The sequence below is a fragment of the Streptomyces sp. NPDC058619 genome (assembly GCF_042717785.1).
In the GTDB taxonomy this organism is placed as follows: domain Bacteria; phylum Actinomycetota; class Actinomycetes; order Streptomycetales; family Streptomycetaceae; genus Streptomyces.
In genome coordinates this window covers 284,344-310,985 of the sequence record NZ_JBHXQN010000003.1, presented here as the reverse complement: position 1 = coordinate 310,985, position 26,642 = coordinate 284,344, and the positions used below count along the sequence as shown (strand labels likewise).

The 26,642-nt window shown below is 74.3% G+C and carries 17 protein-coding genes and 3 pseudogenes; 7 read left to right on the top strand and 13 right to left on the bottom strand.

Features of this window, described 5'->3' with window-relative positions; genetic code table 11:
• Nucleotides 1-160: 160 nt before the first annotated feature.
• Nucleotides 161-1,342, bottom strand: a complete 1,182-nt coding sequence (locus tag ACFWTC_RS05435) for a PP2C family protein-serine/threonine phosphatase (RefSeq protein ID WP_383927698.1) — start codon at nt 1,340-1,342, stop codon at nt 161-163.
• A 100-nt stretch (nt 1,343-1,442) separates the two neighbouring features.
• Between ACFWTC_RS05435 and ACFWTC_RS05430 the strand changes: the two genes are divergently transcribed.
• Complete coding sequence (locus tag ACFWTC_RS05430) at nt 1,443-1,952, top strand: MarR family transcriptional regulator (protein WP_384026146.1); 510 nt, start codon at nt 1,443-1,445, stop codon at nt 1,950-1,952.
• A gap of 103 nt (nt 1,953-2,055) precedes the next feature.
• Here the strand turns inward: ACFWTC_RS05430 and ACFWTC_RS05425 are convergent, their stop codons facing one another.
• The 5 genes and pseudogenes from ACFWTC_RS05425 to ACFWTC_RS05405 all read right to left on the bottom strand — a co-directional run bounded on the left by ACFWTC_RS05425 (nt 2,056) and on the right by ACFWTC_RS05405 (nt 8,327).
• Nucleotides 2,056-3,492 carry a cellulose binding domain-containing protein gene (locus tag ACFWTC_RS05425; RefSeq protein WP_384026149.1) on the bottom strand — a complete coding sequence of 479 codons (1,437 nt, stop codon included), beginning with the start codon at nt 3,490-3,492 and terminating at the stop codon, nt 2,056-2,058.
• 26 nt (nt 3,493-3,518) lie between these two features.
• Nucleotides 3,519-5,042, bottom strand: coding sequence for a beta-N-acetylhexosaminidase (locus ACFWTC_RS05420; protein ID WP_384026152.1), 1,524 nt, complete (start codon nt 5,040-5,042; stop codon nt 3,519-3,521).
• A 178-nt stretch (nt 5,043-5,220) separates the two neighbouring features.
• Nucleotides 5,221-6,162 (bottom strand): carbohydrate ABC transporter permease, encoded by a 942-nt coding sequence (locus ACFWTC_RS05415; protein WP_384026155.1) that lies wholly within the window; start codon nt 6,160-6,162, stop codon nt 5,221-5,223.
• A pseudogene (locus ACFWTC_RS05410) lies at nt 6,159-7,060 on the bottom strand (carbohydrate ABC transporter permease). Before ACFWTC_RS05410 ends, ACFWTC_RS05415 begins: the two are co-directional and overlap by 4 nt.
• Before the next feature lie 7 nt (nt 7,061-7,067).
• Entirely contained in the window at nt 7,068-8,327 is a 1,260-nt protein-coding gene (locus tag ACFWTC_RS05405) for an extracellular solute-binding protein (protein ID WP_384026158.1), read from the bottom strand.
• Nucleotides 8,328-8,678: 351 nt separating this feature from the next.
• Here ACFWTC_RS05405 and ACFWTC_RS05400 point away from each other — a divergent pair, with 351 nt between their 5' ends.
• The 5 genes and pseudogenes from ACFWTC_RS05400 (at nt 8,679) to ACFWTC_RS05380 (ending at nt 14,138) form a co-directional block, all read left to right on the top strand.
• Nucleotides 8,679-9,473 carry a GntR family transcriptional regulator gene (locus ACFWTC_RS05400; RefSeq protein WP_383927679.1) on the top strand — a complete coding sequence of 265 codons (795 nt, stop codon included), beginning with the start codon at nt 8,679-8,681 and terminating at the stop codon, nt 9,471-9,473.
• A 201-nt stretch (nt 9,474-9,674) separates the two neighbouring features.
• Nucleotides 9,675-10,655 (top strand): alpha/beta fold hydrolase, encoded by a 981-nt coding sequence (locus ACFWTC_RS05395; RefSeq protein WP_384026161.1) that lies wholly within the window; start codon nt 9,675-9,677, stop codon nt 10,653-10,655.
• 221 nt (nt 10,656-10,876) lie between these two features.
• A complete protein-coding gene (locus ACFWTC_RS05390) occupies nt 10,877-11,254 on the top strand; it encodes a peptidase inhibitor family I36 protein (protein WP_383927673.1) in 378 nt (125 codons plus the stop codon).
• Nucleotides 11,255-11,469: 215 nt separating this feature from the next.
• A pseudogene (locus tag ACFWTC_RS05385) lies at nt 11,470-11,932 on the top strand (NADPH-dependent F420 reductase).
• A gap of 238 nt (nt 11,933-12,170) precedes the next feature.
• The gene (locus ACFWTC_RS05380) at nt 12,171-14,138 is read left to right on the top strand and encodes a flavin monoamine oxidase family protein (protein ID WP_383927671.1); all 1,968 of its coding nucleotides are present in this window, start codon (nt 12,171-12,173) and stop codon (nt 14,136-14,138) included.
• 20 nt (nt 14,139-14,158) lie between these two features.
• On the opposite strand, the gene ACFWTC_RS05375 is transcribed toward ACFWTC_RS05380, so the two are convergent.
• Nucleotides 14,159-16,099 (bottom strand): NAD-binding lipoprotein, encoded by a 1,941-nt coding sequence (locus ACFWTC_RS05375; RefSeq protein WP_384026165.1) that lies wholly within the window; start codon nt 16,097-16,099, stop codon nt 14,159-14,161.
• A 369-nt stretch (nt 16,100-16,468) separates the two neighbouring features.
• Nucleotides 16,469-17,914, bottom strand: coding sequence for a glyceraldehyde-3-phosphate dehydrogenase (locus tag ACFWTC_RS05370; protein ID WP_383932610.1), 1,446 nt, complete (start codon nt 17,912-17,914; stop codon nt 16,469-16,471).
• 322 nt (nt 17,915-18,236) lie between these two features.
• On the opposite strand from ACFWTC_RS05370, the gene ACFWTC_RS05365 reads away from it, so the two are divergent.
• Nucleotides 18,237-18,512 (top strand): hypothetical protein, encoded by a 276-nt coding sequence (locus ACFWTC_RS05365; protein WP_384026168.1) that lies wholly within the window; start codon nt 18,237-18,239, stop codon nt 18,510-18,512.
• 9 nt (nt 18,513-18,521) lie between these two features.
• On the opposite strand, the gene ACFWTC_RS05360 is transcribed toward ACFWTC_RS05365, so the two are convergent.
• The 5 genes and pseudogenes from ACFWTC_RS05360 to ACFWTC_RS05340 all read right to left on the bottom strand — a co-directional run.
• Nucleotides 18,522-19,418, bottom strand: a complete 897-nt coding sequence (locus ACFWTC_RS05360) for an aminoglycoside phosphotransferase family protein (protein ID WP_383932614.1) — start codon at nt 19,416-19,418, stop codon at nt 18,522-18,524.
• Between the two features lie 154 nt (nt 19,419-19,572).
• Entirely contained in the window at nt 19,573-20,832 is a 1,260-nt protein-coding gene (locus ACFWTC_RS05355; protein WP_383932615.1) for a PucR family transcriptional regulator, read from the bottom strand.
• Between the two features lie 104 nt (nt 20,833-20,936).
• Complete coding sequence (locus ACFWTC_RS05350; RefSeq protein ID WP_384026171.1) at nt 20,937-24,323, bottom strand: LuxR C-terminal-related transcriptional regulator; 3,387 nt, start codon at nt 24,321-24,323, stop codon at nt 20,937-20,939.
• Nucleotides 24,324-24,528: 205 nt separating this feature from the next.
• Nucleotides 24,529-25,398 carry an alpha/beta hydrolase family protein gene (locus ACFWTC_RS05345; protein ID WP_383932622.1) on the bottom strand — a complete coding sequence of 290 codons (870 nt, stop codon included), beginning with the start codon at nt 25,396-25,398 and terminating at the stop codon, nt 24,529-24,531.
• 422 nt (nt 25,399-25,820) lie between these two features.
• Nucleotides 25,821-26,537, bottom strand: a pseudogene (locus ACFWTC_RS05340) (IclR family transcriptional regulator C-terminal domain-containing protein); the annotation flags it as partial.
• Nucleotides 26,538-26,642: the final 105 nt, after the last annotated feature.

The window sequence follows — 26,642 nt, the reverse complement described above, 5'->3', positions numbered from 1 at the left end:
ACGGCCGCGGAAGGGGCCCCTCCGCGCCGTTTCGACCGCTGCGAGGCACCATGCGGCCCACTCTGCCACCGGTGACCGCCCGATGTCGCTCCCGTACGGGATCGATCCGGGCAGATCCGGGGCAGGGCCCCGACCGCGGCGGGGCCCTCCTGCGGGCGTTCTACGGGTCCGGGACCGTCTCGTCCGGGCGACCGTGCCAGTCGAGGCAGACGACCATGGCGTCGTCCTCCGCGTCGATCTGCCCGCGGTGCCCGGCAAGCTCCTCCAGGATCGCCCGGGGCACCTGGGAGGGCGGCAGCAGCCGGGTGTTCATGATGGCCCGGGCCAGGGCGTGCAGGCTGTACCGCTCGCCGCCGGGCGAGGCGACGTCGTAGACCCCGTCGCTCAGGAAGAAGAGCCGGTCCCCGGGCAGGACCCGGAAGCGCTGACAGGTGTAGACGGTGTCCTCGAACATGCCCAGCGGCAGCTGGGCCTCCAGCTCGACCGCCTCCACCTCACCCTGCCGGAGCCGCCAGATCCGGGGGGAGCCGGCGTCGATGATGTCGACCTCGCCGGTCCGCAGGCAGAAGCGCATCAGGAGCATGGCGAGGTGCTGCCGGCCCTGGTGCTGGCCGTAGACGGCCTGGTCGGCGAGGCTGGCCTGGTCCACGAGGTCGAGGCCGCCCCGGCGGGCGTTGCGCAGGGCGCTCACGGCGAGGTTGGTCAGCAGGGCGGCGTCGATGCCCTCGCCCATGCCGTTGTTCACGGTCAGCGTCAGCGCGTCGGCCGCGGTCGACCAGTCGAAGCAGTCGCCGAAGATGGCGTACGCGGGCTCCAGCTGCCCGCCGAGGTCGTACTCGGGACGGGAGCAGGACCGCCCGGGAAGGAGCTGCCACTGCATTTCGGCGGCCAGGGTGAGCCGGGTGGCCCGCCTGGCCCGGAGGAAGACGTCGGTGTCGCGCTCGGCGACCAGGATCTCATGGGCCAGGGCGTCGGCCACGTCCTGCAGCTCGCCGAGCAGGTCCGCCGTGTAGCCGTCCACCGGGAGGCCGACGCTCAGCACGGCGAGGCGGTCGCCCCGGACGCTGACCGGCAGGTGCACCGTCGCGCCGGCGCGGTCGGTGACCACGTACGCCTCCTGCGCGCCGAAGGCGCGGCCCGGGGCACTGCTGTGGACGGAGACGGGTTCGGCGGTGTCCGGGAGCGCGGTCACCGGCTGGAGCCTGGTCATGGCGTAGTCGGCCATCAGCAGTTCGACGGAGTGGGCGTGGTACCTCTGGGCGAGGACGTCCCGGACCTTGTCGAACAGCGCGTGCGGCGCGGCATTCCGCAGAATGCGCTCCACTCCCTCGGGTCTGGCCACCGGCCTGGGCCCTGCCTCTCTCGAAACTGTCACTATAGAAGCCACGAAGACGCCGACCGCGACGGTTCGGGCGACTCGTACGTCCGGTAGGGAGTGTCACATGCGCGAGAGCCCGATCCGCCCCTCCGGGCCGGTCGCGTCCGCGGTCGTGGAGGTCGGCGAGCTGATCGAGCTGTTGGAGATCGTCTGGGAGCGGGGCCGGGACACCGTGTGCGCTCCCCCGGTCTCCTCCGCGCAGGCGCGGGTCCTCTTCGTGATCGAGCGGAACGAGGAGATCAACCTGAGCGCGCTGGGAAGGCTGCTCGGGGCGGCTCCCCCCTCCGTCACCCGGCTGTGTGACCGGCTGCAGGCGGTCGGCTTCCTGGAGCGGAACCCGAGCCTGGCCGACCGTCGGGAGCTTCAGGTGCGGCTGACCGCCCGGGGCCGGGCGTACCTGCGGGATCTGCGGTCCCGCAGGCAGGAGGCCCTGGCGGAGGCGATGGCCGCCATGCCCGCCGCGTCCCGGGCCGCGCTGGCCGTGGGGCTGTCGGACCTCCTCGACGCCGTCGCCGACCCGCTGCGGCTCCCGGCTCCGGGGCGCGCGGAGGGCACGGAGTCCCGGACCGCCTGAGCGGGCGCCGGGACGTGCGTCCCGACGCGCGCTGGGGGTGCGTCCGGACGTGCGCGGCGCTCCGGGGCCGTCGTACGCCCCGGAGCGCCGGTCGGACGGGTCGTCAGCCGTTCGGGACGGTGTCCTGGAAGGTGGTGCCGGCGGTGCGGAACGCGCCGACCTTGGCCGCGACCTGGGCGGGCGTGAGGACCTGGTCCTTGACGTGCAGGACGTAGTCCACCTTCTGGTCGTAGGCGCGGGCCGTGGTACTGGGCTGGCCGTTCAGATCGATCAGCCACTGGTTGAAGTTGATCGACATGGGGCGCTCGGGCAGGTAGCGGGCGTCGTGGGTGCCGAAGAGCTGCCCGTCGACGTAGTAGGTGATGGCGTTGTTGTCGATGGTCAGGACGAGGTCGTGCCAGCCGGCGTAGCTGGTCCGGGCCTCGGAGTGCTGGTTGACGGCCTCCCACGGGTCGGGGCGGTAGGTCTCCCACGAGGTGGTGTACAGGATGTTGGCCGGCTCGCCCCAGCCGCCGTTGGGGAGGTACTCGAAGTCGTACTCGGCGTAGTCGTCGGCCATGGGGGCCTTGAGGTCGTTGATGGTGAAGAAGGTCTGGACGAGGCGGTCGCCGTCCGGGCCGTACGCGGGGGCGTCGGAGAACTTCACCCGGGCCGCGTAGGTGCCGTTCTTGAACTTGGCGGCCTGGGTGAGGACTTCGGTGTGCTTGGTGCTCTCGCCGGTGCCCGCGGTGGAGGTCTGCAGGTTCATGACGGAGTTGCCGGCCTCCCGCGCGAAGGTCACCTTCTCGGGTGCCCAGGTGGCGCCGGGGACGCCGGGTCCGCCCGCGTTGGCGCGGACGCTCCAGCCGTGCGCGGCGATCGTCGGGTCGGTGTGGGAGCTGTAGTTGAAGTCGTCGAAGAGGGTGGCTCCGGAGGGGCCCGGGTCGGTCGGGTTCGGCGTGGGGCCGGTCGGGCTGGGTTCCGGGTCGGGCGTGTTCCCGCCGGGCGCGGTGCCCCAGACGGTGGAGCCGCCGACCTGCGCGGTGACCTTGGTGAAGTCGCCGTAGGCGGTGCGGGCGGCGTCGAAGGAGTAGTCGTCGGACTGGTTCAGGGTCTGCCAGTCGGCCCGGTGGAAGCGCAACTGCATGTCTCCGGTGTCGGTTCCGGGGGCGAGCGAGCCGGCGCCGCCGGTGAACGTGATCTCCAGGTAGCGGTCGGCGGTCGCCGTGGGGGTGGCGAGGGTGCCGAAGGTGCCGGTGATGTTCGCGCAGCCCTTGACCGCCCAGGAGCAGGCGAAGCGGTACTGGGTGGCGGGGCCGTCGGCCTTGAAGTAGTAGCGGAGCCTGACCTGGTTCAGCGCGACGGTGGTGGTGCCGTTGTTGACCACCTTGAACCAGGGCTCGACCTGGTCGGCGGTGGCCCCGCCGGCGCTGGTGCGGTACTGCACCTTGACCGACTCGCCGGCCGCGCCGGCGGGCAGTGCGGTCAGGGCGGCCGAGCCGAGGGCGGCCGTCAGGGCGATGGCCAGGGCGGCGGTCGTGCGCCGGGTGGGGGTTCGCATGGTGCGTTCCTCTCGGGGTGGGGGGATCACGGGGCGGGAACGGTGTGCGGGGATCGGCTGCGCACGCCGAGGGCGGCGAGCCGGGTACGGTGCCGGTCGAGCCGGTGCAGGAAGGCCGGCCAGTCGCGGTGCGCCGACCAGGCGGTCTCCGCGAGGGCGCAGAGTCGGGGGAAGGCCAGGTACTCGAGCTCCGCGGGGGTGCGCGCGTACTCCGTCCACAGCTGGGCCTGCGTGCCGAGGACGCGGCCGGCCGCCTCGGGTTCCCAGTGCGCGGGCGCGGGGTCGTTGTCGTAGACGCCGCGCAGGTCGAGGACGCCGTCCTGGCCGCGGGGTTCGCCGGGGTCGGCGGACTGCGGGTAGTCCAGGTAGGTGGAGCGGAACGGCGCCATGATCACGTCGTGGCCGCGCAGGGCGGCGCCGCGGCCGTGTTCGGGGTCCCGCCATGGCAGCACGGTGAAGGCGGCGGGGAGTTCGGTGCCGGTCTCGGTCCAGCCGAGCGGGCGGCGCCCGAGCGAGGTGAGGTGGGCGGACACGGTCCGCATGAACCAGCCGTGCAGGGCGGCCGGTCCGGCCAGGCCCTCCGCGGCCGCCCGGGCCCGGGCGGCCGCGGACGCCTCCCATTCGGTACGGGGGCACTCGTCGCCGCCGAGGTGCACGTACGGGGCGGGGAAGACGTCGGTCACCTCGTCCAGCACGGTCCGGCAGAAGTCCAGCACCTCGTCGTGGACGCCGAACACGTTCTCGCAGACCCCCCAGCGCGTCCAGGTCTCCAGCCGGGTGCCGGGGCGGTTGCCGAGGTGCGGGTAGGCGGCGAGGGCCGCCCGGGCGTGTCCGGGCATCTCGATCTCGGGGACCACCGCGACGCCCCGCCGGGCGGCGTACGCGACGAGGTCCGCGAGCTCCGCGCGGGTGTACGCCCCGGCGTGGGACAGGCCGTCGCCGGTGCTCTCGGCGCGCCGGCCGCCGACCTCGGTGAGCCGGGGGTAGGCGGCCACCGGCATCCGCCAGCCCTGGTCGTCGGTGAGGTGGAGGTGCAGCACGTTCAGCTTGTGCAGGGCGAGGAGGTCCACGAACCGGCTTACGTACGCGGCGGGCTGGAAGTGGCGCGCGACGTCGAGCATGGCTCCTCGCCACGCGAACCGCGGCCGGTCGGTGATCCGCAGGCAGGGCAGGGTCCATGCGGAGTCGCGGTGCGTGCTCCCGGCGAGGGCCTCGGCGGGCAGCAGTTGACGCAGGGTCTGCACGCCGCGGAGCAGGCCCTCGGGGCGGGCCGCGCGCAGGACGACGGCCTCGGTGGAGACGGTGAGCCCGTAGCCCTCCGCCCCGAGGCCGCCGAGCGCGGGATCGAGGAGGAAGACGACGCGGCCGTCGGACCGCGGGGGCAGGGGCAGCCCGGTGGCCGGGGCGAGCGCCTCGCGCAGCAGGTCGGCGGCGGCGTCGGCGCCCGGACCGGCCCGCACGCCGGTGAGGGCGTCGAGGGTGAAGTGGCCGGGCAGGGGGGTGACGGAGTCGGGTCGGGGGACGAGCGCGATGGCGGTGTGGCGGGACATGCGCGGTGGGGCTCCTCACCTGGTCGGGCGTCCGGTGGAACGGGCTTGCCTGGACGGCGGGGTGACGGGACAGCGGTGACGGGACGGCGGGCAACGGGACGGCGGACGGTGGTGGTGTTGGTGGTGTTGGTGGTGTTGGTGGTGTTGGTGGTGGCGGCGGACGGTCGACGCGGGGGGATCAGCCCTTGACGGCGCCGCCGGTCAGGCCTGCGGCGACCCGGCGCTGCAGGACCAGGAAGAGCAGCAGGACGGGCAGGGCGAAGAGGGTGGCGGCGGCCATCGTCGCGCCCCAGTCGGTGCCGAAGACGTTGGAGAAGGAGGACAGCCACACCGGCAGGGTCCGGTCGTCCTGGTTCTTGATGATGATCATGTTGGCGAAGGCGAACTCGTTCCAGGCGGTGATGAAGCCGAAGAGCGAGGTGGCCAGCAGTCCGGGCGCGAGGAGCGGAAGGGTGACCCGCCGGAAGGCGGTCGCCCGGGTGCAGCCGTCGACCTGCGCGGCCTCCTCCAACTCGACCGGTACGGCCGTCAGGAAGGAGCGCAGGGTCACGATGGTGAAGGGCAGGGTCACCATGAAGTAGATGAGCGTGAGGGTGGGGAGGCGGTCCAGCATGTCGGCGTCGCGGGCGATGACGTACATGGGGATGAGCAGGGCTTCCCAGGGGGCGACCTGCGCGATGAACACCATGAGCAGGAACCCGCGCCGGCCCTTCCAGCGGAGCCGGGCCACGGCGAAGGCTGAGCCGAGGGCGACGATCAGGGCCAGGAGCACGCAACCGGCGGTGACCAGCAGGCTGTTGCGCCAGAAGGACCAGAACCCGTCGGCGGCGAGCGCGGTGCGGAAGTGGTCGAGGGTCAGGGAGGTGGGCAGGAACTGGGGGGTGTCCGCCTGGATGGCGGCGGTCGGCTTGAAGGCCGTCAGGACCATCCAGTAGACGGGGAAGGTGCTGGCGAGGAAGACCGCCAGCGCGGTGGCGGTGCGCGCGGCGGACGCGAGCGCGCGGCGTGCGCGGTCCGGGGCCGGGGTACGGCGTACGGGCCGGCCGGCCGGGGTGGCGCGGGCCGCCGGGGCGGCTGCGGGCCCGGCCGGGGCGACCGGGGTGGCGGGCGGTGCGTTCACTGGTCGGCCTCCTGGCGCAGCAGCCGGCGGAAGTACGCGATGAGCACGCCCACGAGGAGCAGCACGGTGAGGGTGGACACGGCGGCGCCGAGGTCGTAACGGTGCAGGGACTGGGCGATGCGGTAGGCGTAGACGGGCAGGGTGGTGGTGGCTCCGTCGGGGCCGCCGCGGCTGATCGCCCAGATCTGGGCGAAGCACCGGAAGACCCAGATGACCTCCAGGCACAGGACGAGCCCGAAGACGGGCGAGAGGATCGGCAGGGTGAGGGAGCGGAAGGTGCGCCAGGGACCGGCCCCGTCGAGCCGGGCCGATTCGTACAGTTCCTCGGGGACCGTGAGCAGCGCGGAGTGCAGGGTGATGGCGGCGAAGGGGACGGACTGCCAGACGACCAGGACGACGAGGATGGTGAAGGTGGCCGGGCCGTCGGCGAACCAGGAGTAGTCGCGGTAGGACTCGAAGCCCAGGGTGACCAGCAGCCAGTTGACGACTCCCAGGCGGGAGGCGAAGAGCCACTGGAAGACGGTCGTGGTGGCGATGACCGGGCTGGCCCAGGCGAGGACCAGGCCGCTGATGACGAGGACGCGCAGGACGCGGCCGAGGCGGCGCAGCAGCAGGGCGATGCCGGTGGACAGGAGCATGATGAGGGCGACGTTCAGGGTGGTCCACCCCAGGGTGCGCCGGGTGACCTCCCAGAACTCGGGATCGGTGAGGATCCTGCGGTAGTTGTCCAGGCCCGCGAACCCGGCTCCGCCGCGGATCAGTTCGGTCATGCCGTAGTGCTGGACGGAGATCAGCAGGTTGCGCAGGAGCGGATAGCCGAGCAGGAGCAGGCAGCCGAGCAGAGTGGGGCGATCAGCAGGTAGGGCAGGAGTGCGCCTGCTCCGGGTCGCTTCGGCATGTCCGGCTCAGGAGCCCAGCGTCTTGGTGATGCTGTCGGAGGCGGTGCGGGCGGCCCGGGCCGGGTCCGTACCGGTGAGGACGGCCGTCATGTAGCTCTTGATCGGGTTGGTCGCCTCGACGGCGGCCCACTGCGGGGAGTTCGGTGTGGCGCGGCCCCGTGCCGCGCCGGCCGCCATGGCGGCGGCGCCCTCGTTGTCCTGGACGACGTGGGCGAGGCCGGTGCGGTTGGGCACGTAGCTCATGGCACGGGCCAGCTCGGTCTGCCACTGCTCCCCCGCCAGGGCCTTGACCACCTCGTACGCCGCCTCCTGGTGCGCGGAGGCCGCGGGCACGATGAGGTCGGAGCCGCCGGTGAACACGGAGCCGGGCTGGTCGGCGGTGGGTCCGGGGACGGGGAAGAAGCCGAGCTTGCCCGCCAGGGCGGGGTTGGCCTTCTCGATGGCCTTCGCGCCGCCGGGGACGGAGATGATCTGGGCGACGTCGCCCTTGGCGAACACCTCGGCCTGCGGGGGCCTGGCCTCGTCGGAGTCCTCGGGGCCCTTGCCGAGGGCCTGGAGCCGTCCGTAGTAGTCCATGGCCCGCTGGACGGCGGGCGTGTCGAGCGGGCCCTTCCACTTCCCGCCGTCCTTCACGGCGAACTCGCCCCCCTCGTCCCACACGAACCCGGCGAGGGTGTACCAGTTCTGGCCCGGCAGGTAGATGCCCTGCCGGCCTCCGGTGTTGAGCTTGGCCGTGACGGCGAGCCATTCGTCCCGGGTCCGGGGCGGGGCGGTGACGCCCGCCTGGGCGAAGTGGTCCTTGTGGTAGACGACGACGCGGTTCGCGGCGTACCAGGGAATCCCGTACTGCTTGCCGTCGATCCTCCCGGGGGCGGCGAGGCCGGGCAGCCAGTCCGCGCCGGCGAGCTCGGCGGTCTTCCCGGTGAGGTCGGCGACCCCGCCGCCGGCCGCGTACTGGGCGACCTGGGTGTTGCCCACCTCGATGACGTCCGGGGCGTTCTTGCTGGCCAGGGCGGCGGTGATCTTTTCCCCGATGCCGTCCCACTCCTGGATCTGGACGTCGAGGGTGGTGTCCGGTTGCTGTCGGCGGAAGTCGGCCGTGAAGCGGGTCAGGAAGTCCTCGGAAACGCTGTCGCGCATGATCCAGACGGTGAGTCGGGTGCCACCGGCCGCGTCGCCGCCGGATTCGGACGGGGAACCGCAGGCGGAGACGGCGGCCGCGGCCAGCAGGAGTGCCGCCGGTCCGGCGATGGAACGGTTCTTCACGGATCACCTCGGGTTCTGAACGCGTCACGGAGACGTGCGAGTTGACCAATTGGCAAGGTGGTCAGCTGGGTGGCTAGAAGGTGACATGACCCAGTCATCACGTCAACCCTCCCCGGCGGCAGGATTCTCAGCGGGAGCCTCGCGAGGAGGCGACCCAAATGGTTAAATGCATATGACCAGTTGGACAGATGACCAGATGGCAGGGGGCGAACCGTGGGAGAGATCTCCCCTGGAGGGGACTCGGGACCCGGGGCGACGGGATCCGCACCGGTGCCGAGCAAGGGACCTTCGGCAACGGGGCCGGCGCCCGGGGCGGGACCGGCGCCCGGGGTGGTGCTCAAGCGGGAGAGGGTGCGCGAGCACCTGCTCGGCCTGATCGACATCCGGCGCCCGGGCGACGCGATCCCGTCGGAGCGCACCCTCTGCGCCACCCTGGAGGTCTCCCGCCCGACGCTGCGCGCGGCCGTGGACGAGCTCGTCGCCACCGGCGCCCTCGTACGGGAACACGGGCGCGGCATGTTCGTGGCCCCCGCCAAGATCACGCAGGAACTCTCCGCCGGCGAGGCCCCGTTCGCCGTCCGGCAGGCCTCGGGCCACTGGTCCAGCAGGGTCCTGGAGCACTCGACCATCCAGGCGGGCGCCCGGATCGGGCGCCGCCTGCGGATCTCCCCCGGGGCGGAACTGCTCTACATCGCCCGGCTCCGCCTCGTGGACGGGGCGCCGATGGCGATCGAGCACCTGCACATCCCGGCCGACCTGATACCGGCGCTGACACCCGCCGAGCTGGAGGCGGGCGACCTCTACGAGCACCTGCGCAACCACCACGGGGTCTACGTGCACGAGGCGCAGCAGTCGATCGAGCCGACGGTGGTCAACGAGGCGGAGGCGGGCCTGCTCGACGTGCCGCTCCTCTCCCCCGCCCTCCTCATCGAGCGGCTCACCACCGATTCGACCGGCCGCCCCGTGGAGTACGTGCACTCGGTGTACCGCGGCGACCGCTACCGGATCGTCTCGCGACTGGCGCTCGGGGCGACGGTCCCCGGCACCCCGCGGCCCGGCCACCACCCGGGCATCCCCCCGGGCGACCTGGGCCGCCGCGGCATCATCACGTCCACCACGAGCGGCGACATCCACACGAGCGCCTGACGCCCGGGAGCGGACTGGACCGGACCGGACACGACCGGACTGGCCACGACGGCGCGACCCACCCCGACCCGGCCCGACCCGGCCCGGCCCGGCCGCAGCCGTATTTGCCGAAACGGCAAGCGAAGGCGACGCGGCCCCGCCGTTCCCCGGATGACCGACAGCAGCCTTGGTCCAAGGCGGTCGCCGAACCCCGGAGGAACCATGCTGCAGCAGTCCACGGACCCCGTTCACCGCCTGCTCCCCGCGCCCGCGGGGAGGATCCACCTCGTGGAGCAGGGCAGCGGGCCGCTGGTGCTGCTCGTGCACGGTTTCCCGGAGTCCTGGTACTCCTGGCGCCACCAGGTGCCGGCCCTGGCCGCGGCCGGATACCGCGCCGTAGCCGTGGACGTCCGCGGCTACGGCCGCTCCTCCCGGCCGGAGGGCACCGACGCGTACCGGATGCTCGAACTGGTCGAGGACGGCGTCGCCGTGGTCGAGGCCCTGGGCGAGCGGAGCGCGGTGATCGTCGGCCACGACTGGGGCTCGGCCATCGCCTCGAACTCGGCCCTGGTCCGGCCGGACGTCTTCCGCGCGGTGGGCCTGCTCGGCGTTCCCTACACCCCGCGCGGCGGACCGCGGCCCAGCGAGGTCTTCGCGGGGATGGGCGGGGAGGAGGAGTTCTACGTCTCCTACTTCCAGGAGCCGGGCCGCGCCGAGGCCGAGATCGAACCCGACGTCCGCGGCTGGCTCGCCGGCTTCTTCGCCGCCCTGTCCGCGGACACCATGCCCGGACCCGGCGCGCCCGGCCCGTACTTCGTCGGCCACGGCGGAACGCTCCGCGAGCGGTTCCCGGCCGGGCCCCGGCCCGCCTGGCTCGGCGAGGGCGACCTCGACGTCTACGCCGCGGAGTTCGAGCGGACCGGCCTGCGCGGAGCCCTGGCCCGCTACCGGAACATGGACCGGGACTGGGAGGACCTCGCCCGCTTCGACGGCGCCCCGGTGACCCAGCCGTCCCTGTTCGTCGCCGGCGGCTCCGACCCCTCCATCACGTGGCTGGCCGACGCCGTCGAGGCGTTCGGCACGACTCTCCTGGGCCTGCGCGGCTCCCACATCCTCGAAGACTGCGGCCATTGGGTCCAGCAGGAACGCCCCGCCGAGACGAACCGCATCCTGACGGCCTGGCTCGCCTCCCTGCCCCACTGAAACCAGCGGGGGGACGGGGCGCATGCGCGGGCCCACGCCCCGCGCATGCGCCGTTATGCACCAACAGCCCGCGCCTGTCCGGAAATCCTCCTGATTGCGATGGTCGATTCGCCCCATACTGGCGACGTTTCACCCACCGCCGCCCGAAGCCGGGGGCGGGTGGCACCGTACGCCGCCCGCCCCGGTCCCGTCCCGGCCCGCGAGGAAGAGAAGATCCCACCATGATCCGGATCCGTATGCGCTCGTTCGCTATCGCGTCGCTCGCCCTGACCGCCGCTCTCGGCGCCGTGCCCGCCGCGTCCGCGGCGCCCGCCGACGCGGCGGCGTTCAACTGCTCCTCCGGCTACTTCTGCATCTACAGCGGCTGGAACGGCGAGGGGACGCGATGCCAGTGGTCGCAGTCCAGCAAGGCGAACACGGCCGACGACTGCTCCTTCATCCAGCGGGGGGAGAACGTCCGCTCGGTCTGGAACGCCACGAGCCGCCGCGTGCAGTACTACACCCAGACCAACCACAACAGCCGCGTCGGCTCCACCCCGGCCCGCGCCGGCGGCAACCTCCAGGGGAACTACCAGATCCGGTCCTTCAAACCCCAGTAGGCGTAAGGCGCCACCCGCCACGGCACCCGGGGACGGGCCCGGGGCGACACCCCTGGGGTGGCCCGGACCGTACACGTTGCCGGGTGTCCCCGTCCCGGCCGTTTCCGGAGCATGGCCGGGGAGCCCGCGGAGCCGGCGGACCTACGTCTTTGGTGCCGGTCCGTCCGGGCCTGCGGCCCGATTCCCCGGGGCGAGGCGGCGGCTAGCGTCGCCGCATGCGCATTGGACTACTTGGCACCGGCAACGTCGCCCGAGCACTGGCCCACGGCTGGGGCGCCGCAGGACACGACATCCTCCTCGGTTCGCGGCGTCCGGAGGAACTCGCACCCCAACAGCAGCCTGGGTGAACAGATCCAGGAGGCGTTCCCCCTGGCTCCCGTCGTCAAGACGCTGTGCACCATGGACTCCACCGTCATGACCTCCCCGGACGGCCTCGACGGCCCGAGCACCGTCTTCCTCTCCGGCGACGACGCCGAGGCCAAACGGACGGCCGGCCGGCTGCTCACCGACCTCGGCTGGCCCGCGTCGTCGCAGCTGGACATCGGCGGCATCACCACCGCACGCGGACAGGAGCACTTCGCCCTGCTCTTCATGGGCATCGCGGGCGGTCTGCGGTCCCACACGTTCACCATCAACGTGGTCGCCGCCCCCGCCGCCCGGGCCCTGCCACCCGTGTGACCCCTGCGAACGGATCCCGGACGGGCGCCGCGCCGGCACGGACGCGGACCGGTGGGAAACACCGCTGCCCGGCGGGTCGTCGCGTACCGGGGAACGGCTGCCCGGCCGGGCCGAAGGCCGCGCTTCCGAACCCCAGTTCGTCAGCACGGCACGGCCCGCGCCGCACGTCCGGGTGGTACTCGGCCGCGCGGGTGCGTTCTGGCCGTCCGGGCCGGGACGAGCGGCAAGAGTTGCTTTCATGATCACGAATTCCAACGCCGAACCGGAAATCCCCGAAGCTCCCCGGTCCCCCGGCGCACCCGCACCCGCGCCCTCCCGCCGGCCTTCCCGCCGTACCGTCATCGCCGGCGCGGCCGCCGTCGCCGGCGCCGGCGGGCTGACCGTCGCCGCCACCTCCCCCGAGACCTCGCAGGCCGCCCCGGCCGCCGCGGTCACCGACTGGGGCGCCTGCCTGGCGATCGCCCGGGCCATCCTCGTACGGGACGACCAGGACCAGCCGCTGGTACCGCGCTATGCCGACATCCTCCTGAAGTCCGGCCTGCCCCGTTCGCGCCGACCCGGCAAGAAGGTGCTGATCGTCGGCGCCGGGCCGGCCGGGCTGACCGCCGCACACCTCCTGCGCGAGGCCGGGCACCGGGTCACCGTCATCGAGGCCAACGCCAACCGGGTGGGCGGCCGGATCAAGACCTTCCGCACCGGCGGTCACGAGAACGCCGCCCAGCCCTTCGCCGACCCGAAGCAGTACGCCGAGGCCGGCGCGATGCGCATCCCCGACAGCCACCCCCTGGTCACCGGACTGATGGACGGCCTCGGCCTCAAGCGCCGTCGCTTCCACCTGGTCGACGTGGACGGGACCGGCCGCCCCGCCCACCGGACGTGGATCCACGTCAACGGCATCCGCGTCCGCCGCGCCGACTACGCGCGCGCCCCGCAGGCGCTCAACCGTTCCTTCGGGGTACCGCAGCCGTATGAATCCGTCCCCGCCGCGCAGATCGTCCGCGCGGCCTTCGCCCCCGTGCGCAAGGAGATCGAGGGCAAGCAGGACCGGGCGCTCGTCGAGGGCTGGGCACGCATCATCCAGCGCTACGGCCACATGTCGATGTACCGCTTCCTGACGGAGGAGGCCGGGCTCGACGAACGGACCATCGACCTGATCGGAACGGTCGAGAACCTCACGTCCCGCCTGCACCTCGCCTTCGTACACAGCTTCATCGGCGCCTCCCTGATCAGCCCCGACACCGCCTTCTACGAACTGCCCGACGGCACCGCCACCCTGGCCGACGCGCTGTACGCCCGCGTGAAGGACCTCGTACGGCTCGACCGCCGCGCCACCCGCATCACCCACGGCGAGGGCAGGGCCACCGTCGAGACCGTCTCCGAGGGCCGCGGCGGCAGCCCCGTACGGCGCGAGACCTTCACCGCCGACGCCGCCATCGTCACCGTCCCCTTCTCCGGCCTGCGCCACATCCCCATCAGCCCCGCGCTCTCGTACGGCAAGCGGCGCGCGGTCACCGAACTGCACTACGACGCCGCCACCAAGGTGCTGCTCGAATTCAGCCGCCGCTGGTGGGAGTTCGACGAGGCCGACTGGAAGCGCGAGCTGGAAGCCGTGCGGCCCGGCCTGTACGGGAAGTACCAGACCGGGCAGACCCCGGCCGACGGGACCCTGCTGGGCGCCCACTCCTCCGTGCCCAAGGGCCACGTCTCCGCCGGCCAGCGCTCCCACTACGCCGCCTGCCGTGTGGTCACGCGCGACCAGCCCGAGGCGGCCGGCGTCATCGGCGGCGGCTCGGCCACCGACAACCCCAACCGCTTCATGTTCCAGCCCTCCTACCCCGTCGAAGGCAGCGCCGGAGGCGTCATCCTCGCCGCCTACAGCTGGTCGGACGACGCCCTGAAGTGGGACTCCCTGGACGACGAGGAGCGCTACCCGCGCGCCCTCGCCGGGGTCCAGGAGGTGTTCGGGCAGCGCATCGAGGTGTTCTACACCGGCGTCGGCCGCACCCAGTCCTGGATGCGCGACCCGTACGCCTACGGTGAGGCGTCCGTGCTGCTGCCCGGCCAGCACACCGAGCTCTTCCCCCACGTCGGCAGGGCCGAGGGGAGCCTGCACTTCGCCGGATGCCACACCTCCATCAAGCCGGCGTGGATCGAGGGAGCCCTGGAATCCGCGGTGCGGACCGCCCTGGAAGTACACATGGCGTAGCGGCCGCCCCGTGGGCGCCGTCAGCTCTCGGCGAGCACGATCAGCCAGTCCTCCCCGGAGAACCGGACCCGCTGCCGCTTGTCGGGGTTGATCACCACTCCGTGGTCGGGACCCCTGGTGCTGCGCGCCCGCAGCCGGTAGCCGACCGCGCATTCCCCGCGCCGCCGCGCCGACTCGACGGCGGTGGCGAACGAGACCTCACGACCGGCCCGGACGTAGTCCGCGGCCGGCTTGAGGTGGAACTCGTGGCCCTGCGCCCTGAACAGCTCCTCGAAGACCGCGGCGAGATAAGGGCTCTGCGAGATCTGCGTCATCAGAAGGCTGATCAGCCTGCCGCTCACGATGAAGTCGGCGCCGTCCCGGGCGGGCGCGAGCAGCCGGTTGCCGTCGTCGGACATCTCGGTGGTGAGGGCGAGGTCCCGCTGCGCGGCGTCCCCGATGGCCCGCAGGTGCAGCAGCGCGACCAGCGTCCGGTCGTCCGCCCGTGCCTCGGGATCCGCCGCCGGAGCCGGGGCGTCCACGGTCGCGTCCGTGGTCCCGGGCCCGGTCTCGCCGATCACGATCACGCTGTCGTACGAGGGCACGTCCCACTTGGCGAGCGTGAGCGGGTCGGTGATGTCACCCTCGTGGAAGGAGACTTCGAGACGGGACCGCGCAGCGGTGGCGGCTCGGGCGCCGTGCGTGGCCGCGTACGCGCCGAGCGCCACGACGTCCAGGATGGTTCCCGGGCTCACGTACTGGTCGAGCTGCTCGATGACGAGCGGGGCGCGGCGGTTCCAGCCGAGCAGGAGGAGGCGTTCGACCTGGGCGACCCTGGGCCCGGCCGTCACGATCGCCTGCTCCTTGACGTGGGGGGCCACGTCCGCCCGCACGGCCGTGTCGTCGTCCTGGGAGATGACGATGATCCGGTCGGCCGGGCCGAGCACGGCCGACGGGTCCGGATTGAGGGTGACGCTCCCGTCGTCGTGCAGCAGGCCGACCGCCGAGGACGTGGCGAACGACAGCAGCACCTCGCCGAACGTACGCCCCACGAGGTCCCCGGCGGGGACCTGGTAGAACTCGTCGCCCTCGAAGTCCAGCAGCTCCGAATAGACGAGCGAGAGGCCGGGCTGCCGGGCGGTCTGGACGAGGAGCCGGGCGACGATGTCGTCGACGCACAGGACGTGTCCCGTGGGCCCGGCGGCCAGCCGTGCGGTCACGTGGTTGCGGGCGTCACGGACAGCGGCGACCACCACCGCATCCCCCTGTCCCGGCCCGGGGACGGCCGCGTCGAGGGCGAGGAGCGTCTTCACCACGTGGGCGTCACCGCTGTCCCCGGTGGGAGGCAGCACCAACACCGACTTCGCGGTGTGCGGGCTCACCCGGCACAGCCCGGTGGGGTCGGTGGTGCTCCCGTTGCGGCAGATGATCCGCGTCCTGCCGCTGTCGCCGATGCGGCTGGAGATCTCGTCCTCCATCCACACCTTGTCCTGCGGGGCGAGGACGGCGACGGCGGAGCGGCGCTGGTTCGCGTGGGCGGCCACCAGCTCCCCGATCACGGGGAAGACCTGGTCCGACCACCCCAGTACGACGGTGTGCCGCGTCTCCAGCACGGTGGAGTGACCCAGGCGCAGCGACATGATGCGCCGGTTGATGCCCGTGGTGATCAGACTGACCAGGGTCGACACGAAGAGCAGCGCCACGAGCGCGAGCGATACCGAGGCCAGCACGAACAACGGGGAGCCGACCGCTCCCCCGATCTTCAGCGTCTGACCGACACTGACCCACACGGCGGCGATCCGGCCGGAGAGGGTGGCCGGAGCGGCCCGATCGGACCAGACGAGGACCACGCTCGCCGGAACGACGACCACGAGGCAGACCAGGGCGAGCCAGCCGATGAGCGCGGTGGTTCCGCCCGAGACGAGATGGTCGAACCGGTACCGGAGGCGAAGCCGGAGTGACGTCGTGTGCTGCTGCGCCACACAGGCTCCCGTACGTGAGTAGACGCGCCGATCGGAGCCGCTGCCCGCCACCCCGGGACCACCCTAGGCAGGTCTCGGCCCCCGACCCCCTCGAACCCCGCCGGCCTCACTCAGAGGTATGAACGCACCACGGACCCCGGTGGCACCGGAGGCGACTTCTCGGCCTCCGTGTCAGAGGCGCTAGGGGGCGCGGTGTGGGAGCGCCGGGAGTTCGATCTCGACGGGGTCCCGTGGGCGGACGGTCCCGCCGCGGCGCACCGCGCGAAAGGGGCGGCGACCGGTGCCCCTCGGCACCGGTCGCCGCCCCGCTTCCGCCTCACGGCCGTCCCGCCTGCCGGGTCGGCGCCGCCGGGTCGGGGAGTTCCCCGATCAGACCGCCGGGACCGGGTAGGTCGGGTACTCCACCCCGGACACGTGCTGGACCACGCGGATGACCTGGCAGGAGTAGCCGAACTCGTTGTCGTACCAGAGGTAGAGGATCGCGTCGTCACCCTCGACCTTGAGGGCGCCCGCGTCGATGATCGACGAGTGCCGCGAGCCGATGAAGTCGCTGGAGACCGCGTCGGGGGCGCTGATGAAGTCGATCTGGCGCTTGAGCGGCGAGGCCAGGGAGACGTTGCGCAGGTAGTCGAGGACCTCTTCGCGCGTGGCCTCGCGGGCGAGCCGCAGGTTCAGGATCGCGATCGAGACGTTGGGGACCGGGACGCGGATCGAGCTGCCGGTGATCCTCGCCTTGAGGTCGGGGAGCGCCTTGGCGACCGCGGAGGCGGCGCCGGTCTCGGTGATCACCATGTTGAGCGGCGCCGAGCGGCCGCGCCGGTCGGAGCTGTGGTAATTGTCCAGCAGGTTCTGGTCGTTGGTGAACGAGTGGACGGTCTCCACGTGGCCGCGCAGGACGCCGTACTCGTCCGCCATCGCCTTCAGCGGCGGGACGATCGCGTTGGTGGTGCAGGAGGCGCAGGACAGGATCTGCTCGTCCGGCTTGATGGTGTCGTGGTTGACGCCGTGGACGATGTTGGGCACGTCGCCCTTGCCCGGAGCGGTCAGGACGACCTTGTCGATGCCGGGGCGCAGGTGCTTCGACAGGCCCTCGCGGTCGCGCCACTTGCCGGTGTTGTCGATGAGGATGGCGTTCTTGACGCCGTGCGCCGTGTAGTCGACCTCGGAGGGGTCGTTGGCGTAGATCACCTTGATCTCGTTGCCGTTGGCGATGATCGTGCTGTTCGCCTCGTCGACGGTGATCGTGCCCTGGAACTGCCCGTGGATGGAGTCGCGGCGCAGCAGCGAGGCGCGCTTGACGATGTCCTGGTCGCCGCCCTGGCGGACGACGATGGCGCGCAGGCGCAGGCCGTTGCCGGAGCCGGCCTTCTCGATGAGCAGGCGGGCGACGAGGCGGCCGATGCGGCCGAAGCCGTAGAGGACGACGTCGCGCGACTCGCGGCGCTCGATCTTGTTGGCGCCCGTGGCACCGAGGACGGCCTCGGCGGTGAACTCCGCCACCGAGAGGTCACGGTCGTCGGTCCGGTACGTCGCGGCGAGCATGCCGATGTCGATCTGGGACGGGCCGAGGTCGAGGGTGGCGAGGGCCTGCAGGAACGGCAGCGTCTCGGTGACCGAGAGCTCCTCGCCGGCGATCTGCCGGGCGAACCGGTGGGTCTTGAGGATGCTGACGACCGACTTGTTCACCAGGGAGCGGCTGTGAAGCAGGACCGTGACGTCCCTCTCCCGGTGCAGCTTCCCGATGATAGGGATCATCGACTCCGCGATCTCCTCGCGGTTCTTCCAGTTGGTGAACGAGTCGTCATTGACAGTCACAGGTTTTATCTTTCGAGCTAGGCGGCGCTCATATGCTAACCCGACCCTACTTTGATCATTGAAACGGGCCACCCGGAGCCTCTGTCGCCCGCGCGGTGCGGGTCGTCGACCGCCGACCGGGCCCGCCCAGCGGGTGCGTCCGGCACCCGGCTGCTCTAGCGTCGGAAGGAGGGAGGGGAGGAGGGGCAGCCCTGCCGAGCAGGTCCGGTACGGGGACGGGCCAGTCGGCCGCACACCGGCCGGCGTGCGCTCGGCGCCGTTCCCACGCGGATCCGGCACATCGGTCCCGGGCCGCGCGACGACCCGGAAGCAGGTGCGTCCCATGCGCACGTCGACCCGCGCAGCCGGCGTCCTCGCCGGCCTCGCCCTCACGCTCGGCGGCGCCGCCCTTGCCGCCCCCTCGGCCCACGCGGACATCCCGGCCTGCACGAACATGGTCGAGCAGGCGGGGGTCACCGTCACCGACTCTGTGCGCACGGCGTGCTACCAGGGTGTGGTCAGCGACCTCCAGGGCTGCAGGAACGGACTGGCCGCGGCCGGCGTACCCGGCGGCGCCGCAACCGCCGCCTGCCTGGCGGCACCCCACGAACCGCGCTGACCACCAGGGTCAGCCGTCCGTGAGGACCGCGTGGATGACGTGGCGGGCGTTGCGCGCCATCGACGGGTTCGTCAGCCGGTAGTGCGGCAGGGCGATCAGCGCCTGGGAGAGCGTGCGCCCGCGGCCGCGCCGCCAGGCCGCGTCGTCCACGTCCAGCGCCTCGCGGAAGACCTCCCGCGCCCCGGCCGGCAGCAGGTTCCACGCCGGGAACAGGTCGCAGGCCGGATCGCCGGCCCCCGCGCACCCGAAGTCGATGACCGCGGTCAGCACGCCCCCCTCCACCAGCAGGTTGCCCGGCATCAGGTCGGCGTGCAGCCACACCGGCGGTCCGTCCCAGGCCGGGGCCCGCAGCGCGTCCTCCCAGACGGCGGCCGCGGCGTCGCAGTCGACGCCCTCCTCCGGGATCGCGCGCAGTTCCTCGATCGCGGCCCGGGTCTCCGCGTCCAGCGAGGCGACCGGCCCGCCGCGGTGGGCGGCCGGGGCCCCCGGCAGGGTGACGCCCCGCATCGCCGTCACGAACGCGGCCAGGTCGCGGGCCAGCCGCTCGGGTGCGTCCAGCGCCCCCGCCTCGGGGTTCTCCCCCGCCAGCCAGCGGTACACCGACCACGGCCACGGGTACCCCTCGGCGGGCTCCCCCGCCCCGAGCGCCTCCGGTACGGCCACGGGCAGCCGGGGGGCGAGGCGGGGCAGCCACTCCCGCTCCAGGGCCACGTCCCCGGCGCCGCCCCGCGCCAGCGGCAGCCGTACGACCATGTCGTCGCCCAGCCGGTACATGCCGTTGACCGTGCCGCCGGACGGGAACCGCTCCACCGGCAGCCCCGCCCACCGGGGGAACTGCCCGGCGACCAGCCGCCGTACGAGGTCCTCGTCGGCGGGGTGCGGGTCGGGATGCGTCGCTGTGGTCATGGGGCGCCATCCGACCGCCCGGCACCGGCGGCCGTCAACCGGATTTCCCCGGGTGTACCACCGCGTCGAGCCGTCCGTCCAGGCGGCCAGGGGCCGCCTGCTCGCACCGCCCGGCCGACCCGGCCCCCGCCGGCGCCGCCCGGGTTCCGCGGCGTCAGGCGATGCGCAGGTGGCGGCGGGCCGTCAGGGCGAGCGAGATCTCCACGACGTCCGCGGGGCGCGAGAGGAACCGGCCCGTGAGCTGTTCGCAGCGCCGGAGCCGGTTCAGGACCGTGTTGCGGTGGCAGTACAGGCGGGCGCCGGCCCGCCGCGCCGATCCGTCGCAGTCCAGCCAGGCGGCCAGGGTGTCCAGCAGGAGGTCCCGGTCGCCCGGGTCGAGCCGCAGCAGCGGGCCGAGTACGCGTTCGGCCAGCGCGGCGCCGAGCCCGGGCGCGGACACGAGGAGCGCGGCCGGCAGGTGCTCGTCGAGCAGGACGGTGCCGCCGCTCTCCGGGCAGGCCCGCAGGGCGGTCTCGGCGAGCCGGCGGGCGTCCCCGACGGCCGCGAGACCGTCGACGGCCGAGCTGATGCCGATCCGGGTGCCGGGCGGACCGCTCATGTGGCGGGCCAGCTCGTCCAGGCTGCTGTCGCCGATCAGGACGATGCCGTGGTCCGCGTCGGCGGCGCTGTGCCACAGCACGCGGGAGCCCGCCGGCCCCCGGGGCGGCCGGGTGCCCGTGTACGCGGCCCGATGGCCGCCGGAGACCAGGACGACGGCGTACCGGCCCTGTTCGGGAAGGTCGACCGCGGCGGCCACCTCGGGCAGGTCGGCGATCCGGGTCGTGCCGTCGAGCAGCGCCGCCGTCATCAGCCGCAGCCGGTTCTCGCGGCGCCAGGTCAGCTGCCGCTCCATCTGCCGGTAGCCGTCGGCGACCAGCCCGCAGTGCTCGTCGACGAAGTTCCACACGTCGGCCGCGACGTGCACCAACAGGCGTACGTCGTCGGGGTCGTACCGCGCGGACTCCTCGATCAGGCCCTGCCACACCATGCCGCCGCCGAGCCGGAAGGCGTGCAGCAACGCGTCCAGGGGCAGGCCCTGTTCGGCGCGCACGGCCCCGATCCTCCAGGAGCAGCGGCGGGCGGCGTCGCGGGACTCCCGGGGGTGGATCAGGGAGCCGACGTTGTGCCGCAGGGACTGGTGGGCCTCCTGCCAGACCTCGGCGGCGTCGGCCTCGATGGCGGCCCGGTACGCCGGTTCCCGGTCCTTCAAGGCGGCGACCAGCCGGTCGGTGAGCTCCGGCAGGTCGTCCATCAGCCTCCGGGCCGCCCGGTGCAGGACGGGCAGTGCCTCCGCGGTGGCGAGGGAGCGGGCGGGCGGCGTGGCGGGCGGCGGGCCGGGCAGTGCCCGGACCCCCGATCGTGCGGCGTGCGGCATCGCGGTCCTCCACCGGAGTCGGCTCGCTCCGGCGCGCGGGGCGACCCGCCCTCCGCGCCGGGGCTGTGTGGCTCCCGAAGAATGACATACCGCCCGGTCGGTCCCTAGGGGTGTGCACCATCCTTATCGGCACGGTCGACCAGCCGGGCCAGTTCGGTCCGCGAGCGCACGCCCAGGAGGGCGAAGACGTTGCGCAGGTGGTGGTCGACGGTGCGGGGGCTGACGGAGAGCCGGGCCGCCACCTCGCGGTTGGTGGCGCCTTCCGCGACGCAGCGGGCGATCCGCAGCTGCTGCGGCGTCAGGCGGGCCACGGGCGAGGCACCCGCCGGTGCGGGAGCGGGCGCCTCGCCCGCGGCCCGCAGTTCGGCCCGGGCCTGTTCGGCCCAGGCGGGGGCCCCGCACCGCTCGAAGGCGATACGGGCGTCCCGCAGCCGGCTCCTGGCCTCGCCCGGCCGGCGCCGGCGGCGCAGCCACTTCCCGTACAGGAGCTGGGTGCGGGCCCGTTCGAAGTCGCCGTCCGCCCCCTCGTGGTGGAGCAGCGCCAGGGCGTACAGGGCATCGGCGTCCTCCGGAGCGGCGAGCAGGGCGCGGCAGCGGGCCAGCTGCGCAGGCGCCAGCGGGTCGCCGCCCCGGGCCGCCCAGACGGCGAACGCGTCGACCCCGGCGCGCGCGTGGGCCCGTTCGCCGGACAGTACGGCCGCTTCGACGAAGCACGGTACGGCGAGCATGCGGACGGCGAAGTGCCCGCGGTGGGGCCCCGGCCGGGTCAGCGGTCCGAGCCGGGCGGCGGCCTCGCCCGCCCGTCCGCGGCACAGGTCGGCGCGGGCCGACGCCCACGCGGCCAGGGTCGCGGCCTGGACGAGGCCGTGCGGGCGGGCGACCGCCAGGGCGGCGCCTGCGTGGACCGCGACGGCTGCCGCGTCCTCCTCGACCGAGGCGACCATGGCGAGGATCGCGTGCTGGTGCGCGGCGACGTTGCGCTGGCCCGCCCGGTGGGCGGCGCGCAGGCCCTCCTGCGCGTGGGCACGGGCCCGGGCGTGCCGGCCGGCGCGCAGCTCGGCGTAGGCCAGGTGCTCCAGGACCTGGGGGGTGAGGGCCGCGAGCCCGCGCGAGCGGACGACGGCCAGGGCCCGGGCGTTGGCGTGGCAGGCGGCCCCGATGTCGCCGAGGACGAGCGCGGCGACACCGGCCCTCAGCAGGCGCGCCGGATCGTCGTCACCGCGCGCCCGCTCCAGCACGCGGCGCAGCGGCACACGGGCCGCGAGCAGGTCACCGCCGAGGGCGGCGCGGAGTCCCGCCCGGTAGTCGGACATCGGGTCGGGAGGACCCGCGGGGGCCCGCGCGGGGACGGACGGCTCGGACGGACCGGACTGCGCGGGCGGCGCGGGTGGTTCGGGCCGTGCGGGCCGTGCGGGCGGCGCGGGTGGTTCGGGCCGTGCGGGCCGTGCGGGCGGGCCGGAGCGCGGCGGCCGTCGTACGGGCCGCTCCCCGGGCGGCCCCGCGACACCGCCGGCGGCCGGGTACGCCGCACCGCCGAGCGCGGCTCCCGACGACACCCCGGCTCCACTCCCGCCCGCCCGGCCGCGACGGTCGGGGGTCTGGGCGGGGGCCACGGCAGCGGGAGCCGCACCGGCGGGAGCACCGCTCCCGGAGGCGCAATCCCGGCAGGCCGGACCCCCGGGGGCCGGACTACCCAGAGCCGGACCACCGCGAGCCGCACCGCCGAGGGCCGGACCGCCGCAGGCCGTACACGCGAACGCCGCGCCCCCGAGGGCCAGACCGCCGAAGTCCGGACCGTCACACGCCGCGCCGCCGAGAGCCGGGCCGTCTAAGGCCGGGGCGCCGGGAGACGGTGCGGCGCGTGCCGGGCCGTCGGGGCCCGGGCCCGGGGCGTCGGCGAGTGCCGCGAGGCAGGCGGCGGCGTCACCCGCCGCCCACGCCGCCTCCATCGCCTCCGTCCTCGCCGCCAGGGCCCGCTCGCGGTCGTACGGGCCCAGCCGGGCCGCGGCCATCAGCAGCGCCTCGTACGCGTCACCCACGGGCCCGTCCCGGAGCGCGAGGGTGCCCCGGAGGAGTTCCGCCCGGCCGCGCACGGCGTCGTGGGCGGTCCCGTCGCGGGTGCCGGCCAGCAGCTCGCGCGCCCTGCGGGAGCGCCCCGCCAGCCGGGCGTACTCGGCCGCTTCGGTGAGGCGCGTCGTACGGGCGTTGCCGCGGGCGGTGAGCGCGGCGGCCCGGGCGAGGGCCGCCGAGCGTTCCGTGCCGGACGTGGGGGTGCCGGGCGCCGCCGCGGCCACGAGCGCGTCGGCGAGCCGGGGGTCGTGGCCGTCGGCGGCCGCCGCGCGGTGGAGCAGGTGGAGCAGCCGGTACCGGTCGCCGTCGACGGCAGCGGCGAGCAGCGCATGGGCGGCCCGGCGCCGCGAGGACGGCTCGGCGTCGTACGCGGCCCGGCGCAGCAGCGGGCCGGCGAACGTGATGCGGTCGCCGTCGCTGTGGGCCACGCCCGAGGTCTCGGCCGGGTCCAGCGCGGCGGGTTCCAGCCCGGCGGCCCGGGCGGCGCGCAGGACCTGCGCGGCGTCCGCGCCGACGGCGTCGGGCTCGGCCGCCTGCGCGGCGCCGGCCAGGAGCAACAGCAGGCGCGTGTCGGCGGGCAGCGCGGCCAGCCGGTCGCCGACGGTGCCCAGCAGGACGGCGCCGTCCGCGAGCGGCCGGGGCAGCGGGCGGTGGCCGCGCAGCTGGTCCGGGGTCAGGCGGGCGACGAGCGCCGTGAGGAGCGCCGGGTTCCCCTCGGCCTCGTACAACAGCTCGTCCCGTACGGACGGGTCGGTGTCGGCGCCGGTCAGCGCGTCGAGCAGGGCCGTCGCGGCACCGTCCTCCAGCGGGCCGAGGCGGACCACGGGCACGCCCCGGAAGTCGGGGTCGTCCGCGCGGTGTTCCGTGGCCGACAGCAGGAACCCGATCCCGCGCGCGGCGCCGGCCCGCCGGACGGCCGCGCCGAGGGCGGCACGCGACGCGGCGTCCCAACGGTGCACGTCGTCGGCGCAGAACAGCAGCGGCCCGTCGGCGGCGGGAGCGCCCCACAGCTCCGACGGGTCCGGCAGGTCCCACGGGTCCGGCAGGTCCGCCGGACCCGCACCCGGCCCCCCGCCGGACCCCGCTCCGGCGGGCCGCACCCCGCCCGGCGCGCAGAGGGGGTGGAGGAGAACCGCGTCGACCCGGCCGGCCCTGGCGCGGACCAGCACGGGCGACCCGCCGTACGGAAGACGGTGGTCCGCGGCCGCGGCGGTCGCCCGGAGGTCCGGGCCGGGTCCGGCCGCGAAGTCCCGGGCGGCCCGGGCCAGCAGGGCACTGCGGCCCAGCCCGGGCTCCGCCGCGAGCAGCAGCGCTCCGCCGTGCCCGGCCCGGAGCCGGTCGGACAGCGCTGCCACGGCCTCCAGTGCGGTGCTCCGGCCGTATATCCGGAGCGCGGGGCTCAGGGTCGTCTTCCCGGTCACGGCCGTCACGGTAGGTCCGCGTCGACCGGCGGCGGAGCGCCCGGAGCCCCCGGCTGGGCACGCTCCCCGGCGCGGCGCCCCGGGTCTGTGCGGGCCCACACCGCGCCGCCCCCCGCGGCCGTCCCCCGCGCCGCCCCCGCGCCGAACTTCCGGTGCCCGGCGGCGGCCCGGCGACGGTTGTGACCGCCGCCGGGCGCCGTCCGGTTCAGGAGGCGTGCGGGCAGTTGCCCCGGTACTCCTCGATGGTCAGGCCCGGCCGCGGCAGCGGGCAGAGGAACTGCTCGTAGCGGACGTCGTTGTCGATGAACCGCTTCAGCCACGCGACGCTGTACTTCGCGATGGTCGTGTTCGACGTGTTCGGGGTGAAGTGCGTCGCGCCGTTCAGCTCCAGGTACGCCTTGTCGAGGGAGCCCGGCAGGCTCTGGTAGAACGGCTCCGAGTGGGTGGCGACCGGTGCGATCGAGTCGCCGTCGGCGCCGATGACCAGCGTCGGCGTCTGGATCTCGGGCCAGGACTTGTCCAGGTTCCAGCCGGTGAGCGGAATGGCCGCCTGGAGCGACGGCCGGCTCTTGGCGGCCTCCAGGGTGCCGCCGCCGCCCATGGAGTGGCCCATCACGCCGAGCCGGCTGCTGTCGATCCGCGTGCGGACGGTGCTGCGCCCGGTCAGGTAGTCGAGCGCGGCCAGCAGTTGGCGGCCCCTGCTGTCGGGCTGGTCGAGGGTGGTGAGGGTGTCGATGGTGAGGACGACGAAGCCCTGGGAGGCGAGCCGCGGTCCGAGCCAGGCGATGGAGGACTGGCTCGCGGTGTAGCCGGGTGAGATCACCACGGCCCCGAAGGTGCCGTCGCCGGTGGACGTCGGGTAGTAGACCGTGCCTCCGCCGAAGCCCGTGACGCTCAGGGAGGAGACGGTGGTCTGCGACACCGCGTACGAGCCGCGGGCGGCCTCGATGCTCGACACGGTCGGTGCGGGACCCCGCTCGTACGGATTGTCCGCGGCCCGGGCGTCCGGAGTCGTGGCGGTGGTGAACCCGCCGACGGCCAGGAACGCCGCCGCCCCTGCGACGAGTGTCCGCAGCCGGGCCGTCCGGCGTGTGGCGCGGCCCGCGGCCCGGGCGGCTCCGGTGCCCGGCCCGGCGCAGGGGCCGACCCCGTGGGCGCGTTGGGGGCTCTCGCTGTTCTGCTGCTGCACGACGGAGTCGTCCTCTCGCTCGTGGCGGAGCCGCCCCGGATGCGGACGACGCCGGCTCCCGAGCCGAAGGCCGTGCCACGCGCCGGTGGAGACCGCCGTTTTCGCTGGCCGGACCACTGTCCCGGCGGAGCGCGGCGGGGCGCATCGGTGCAATCACCGGCCTCGTACCGCTGCCGCGGGACGGGTTACGCGGTGGTGGACAGGACATCGCGCCCCTGACCGGCCTCGGCCGCCCCTCCGCGGCCTCCCGTCCGTCGGGCGCCTCCCGTACCGGCCTCCGCGCCCGTCGTCCGAGGCGCGCTTCCGGCGACGATCAGGGCGAGCAGGACCGCCGCCGCCTCGCTCTGCAGGATGCGGGCGGCCTGCTCCAGGCGACCGGGGTCGGGGACCGGGATGGAGAGCGCCACGCACTGCGCGTGCGGGCCGGCCGTGATCGGGACCGCCGCGCAGACCGTGCCCAGTGCGTACTCCTGCAGGTCCAGCAGCGGCGCGTTCGGACACCGGGCGTCGAGCTGGCGGAAGAGGGCCTCCCGGCTGCCGAGGGTGTACGGGGTGAACAGGGCGGGGCGGTGGCGGGACAGGTGGTCCGTGCGCCCGCGGTGGTCGAGCTGGGCCAGCAGCGCCTTGCCGACCGCCGAGGCGTGGGCGGCCGCGCGGAAGTCCACCCACTCGTCCACCGCCGGCATGGCCGGGCCCTCGGCGTACTGGGTGACGGCCACCTCGCCGTCGGTGTAGCGGGCGACGTACACGGCGGCGCCGACGGCGTCCCGGAGCCAGGCCAGGGTCTCCCCCACGTACCCGCGCCCGCCCCCGCCGGATCCGCCCGGCAGCCGCAGGGTGCCGCCGGCCTCGTAGGCGTCGGGGCCGGCCGGGGACGCGAGGTCCGCCCGGACGAGCATCTCGGTCGCCCGGGCGAGGACAAGGTGCGGGAGCCGGGTCTCCCGGGCGATCTGGGCCAGGTCCACGCCGCCCGCGTGGCGGTCGACGGACTCCAGGACGCGCAGGGCCTGGTGTACGGACTCCAGGGCCGTCGGCGCGGGCGCGCTCCTGGACGCGGCCCGGCTCGCGTGCGGCGCGCGGGCCCGTGCGAGCGGCTCCGGTGGCCGCGCGTGCGCCCCGTCCGCCGGGTG

Excerpts from the sequence above, each read along its gene's own strand:
- ACFWTC_RS05395 (WP_384026161.1), top strand. The coding sequence starts at position 9,675 with ATGCTGCAGCAGTCCACGGACCCCGTTCACCGCCTGCTCCCCGCGCCC.
- ACFWTC_RS05355 (WP_383932615.1), bottom strand. The coding sequence starts at position 20,832 with ATGCCGCACGCCGCACGATCGGGGGTCCGGGCACTGCCCGGCCCGCCG.
- ACFWTC_RS05420 (WP_384026152.1), bottom strand. The coding sequence starts at position 5,042 with ATGTCCCGCCACACCGCCATCGCGCTCGTCCCCCGACCCGACTCCGTC.
- ACFWTC_RS05430 (WP_384026146.1), top strand. The coding sequence starts at position 1,443 with ATGCGCGAGAGCCCGATCCGCCCCTCCGGGCCGGTCGCGTCCGCGGTC.
- ACFWTC_RS05365 (WP_384026168.1), top strand. The coding sequence starts at position 18,237 with ATGCGCACGTCGACCCGCGCAGCCGGCGTCCTCGCCGGCCTCGCCCTC.
- ACFWTC_RS05360 (WP_383932614.1), bottom strand. The coding sequence starts at position 19,418 with ATGACCACAGCGACGCATCCCGACCCGCACCCCGCCGACGAGGACCTC.
- ACFWTC_RS05425 (WP_384026149.1), bottom strand. The coding sequence starts at position 3,492 with ATGCGAACCCCCACCCGGCGCACGACCGCCGCCCTGGCCATCGCCCTG.
- ACFWTC_RS05390 (WP_383927673.1), top strand. The coding sequence starts at position 10,877 with ATGATCCGGATCCGTATGCGCTCGTTCGCTATCGCGTCGCTCGCCCTG.
- ACFWTC_RS05380 (WP_383927671.1), top strand. The coding sequence starts at position 12,171 with ATGATCACGAATTCCAACGCCGAACCGGAAATCCCCGAAGCTCCCCGG.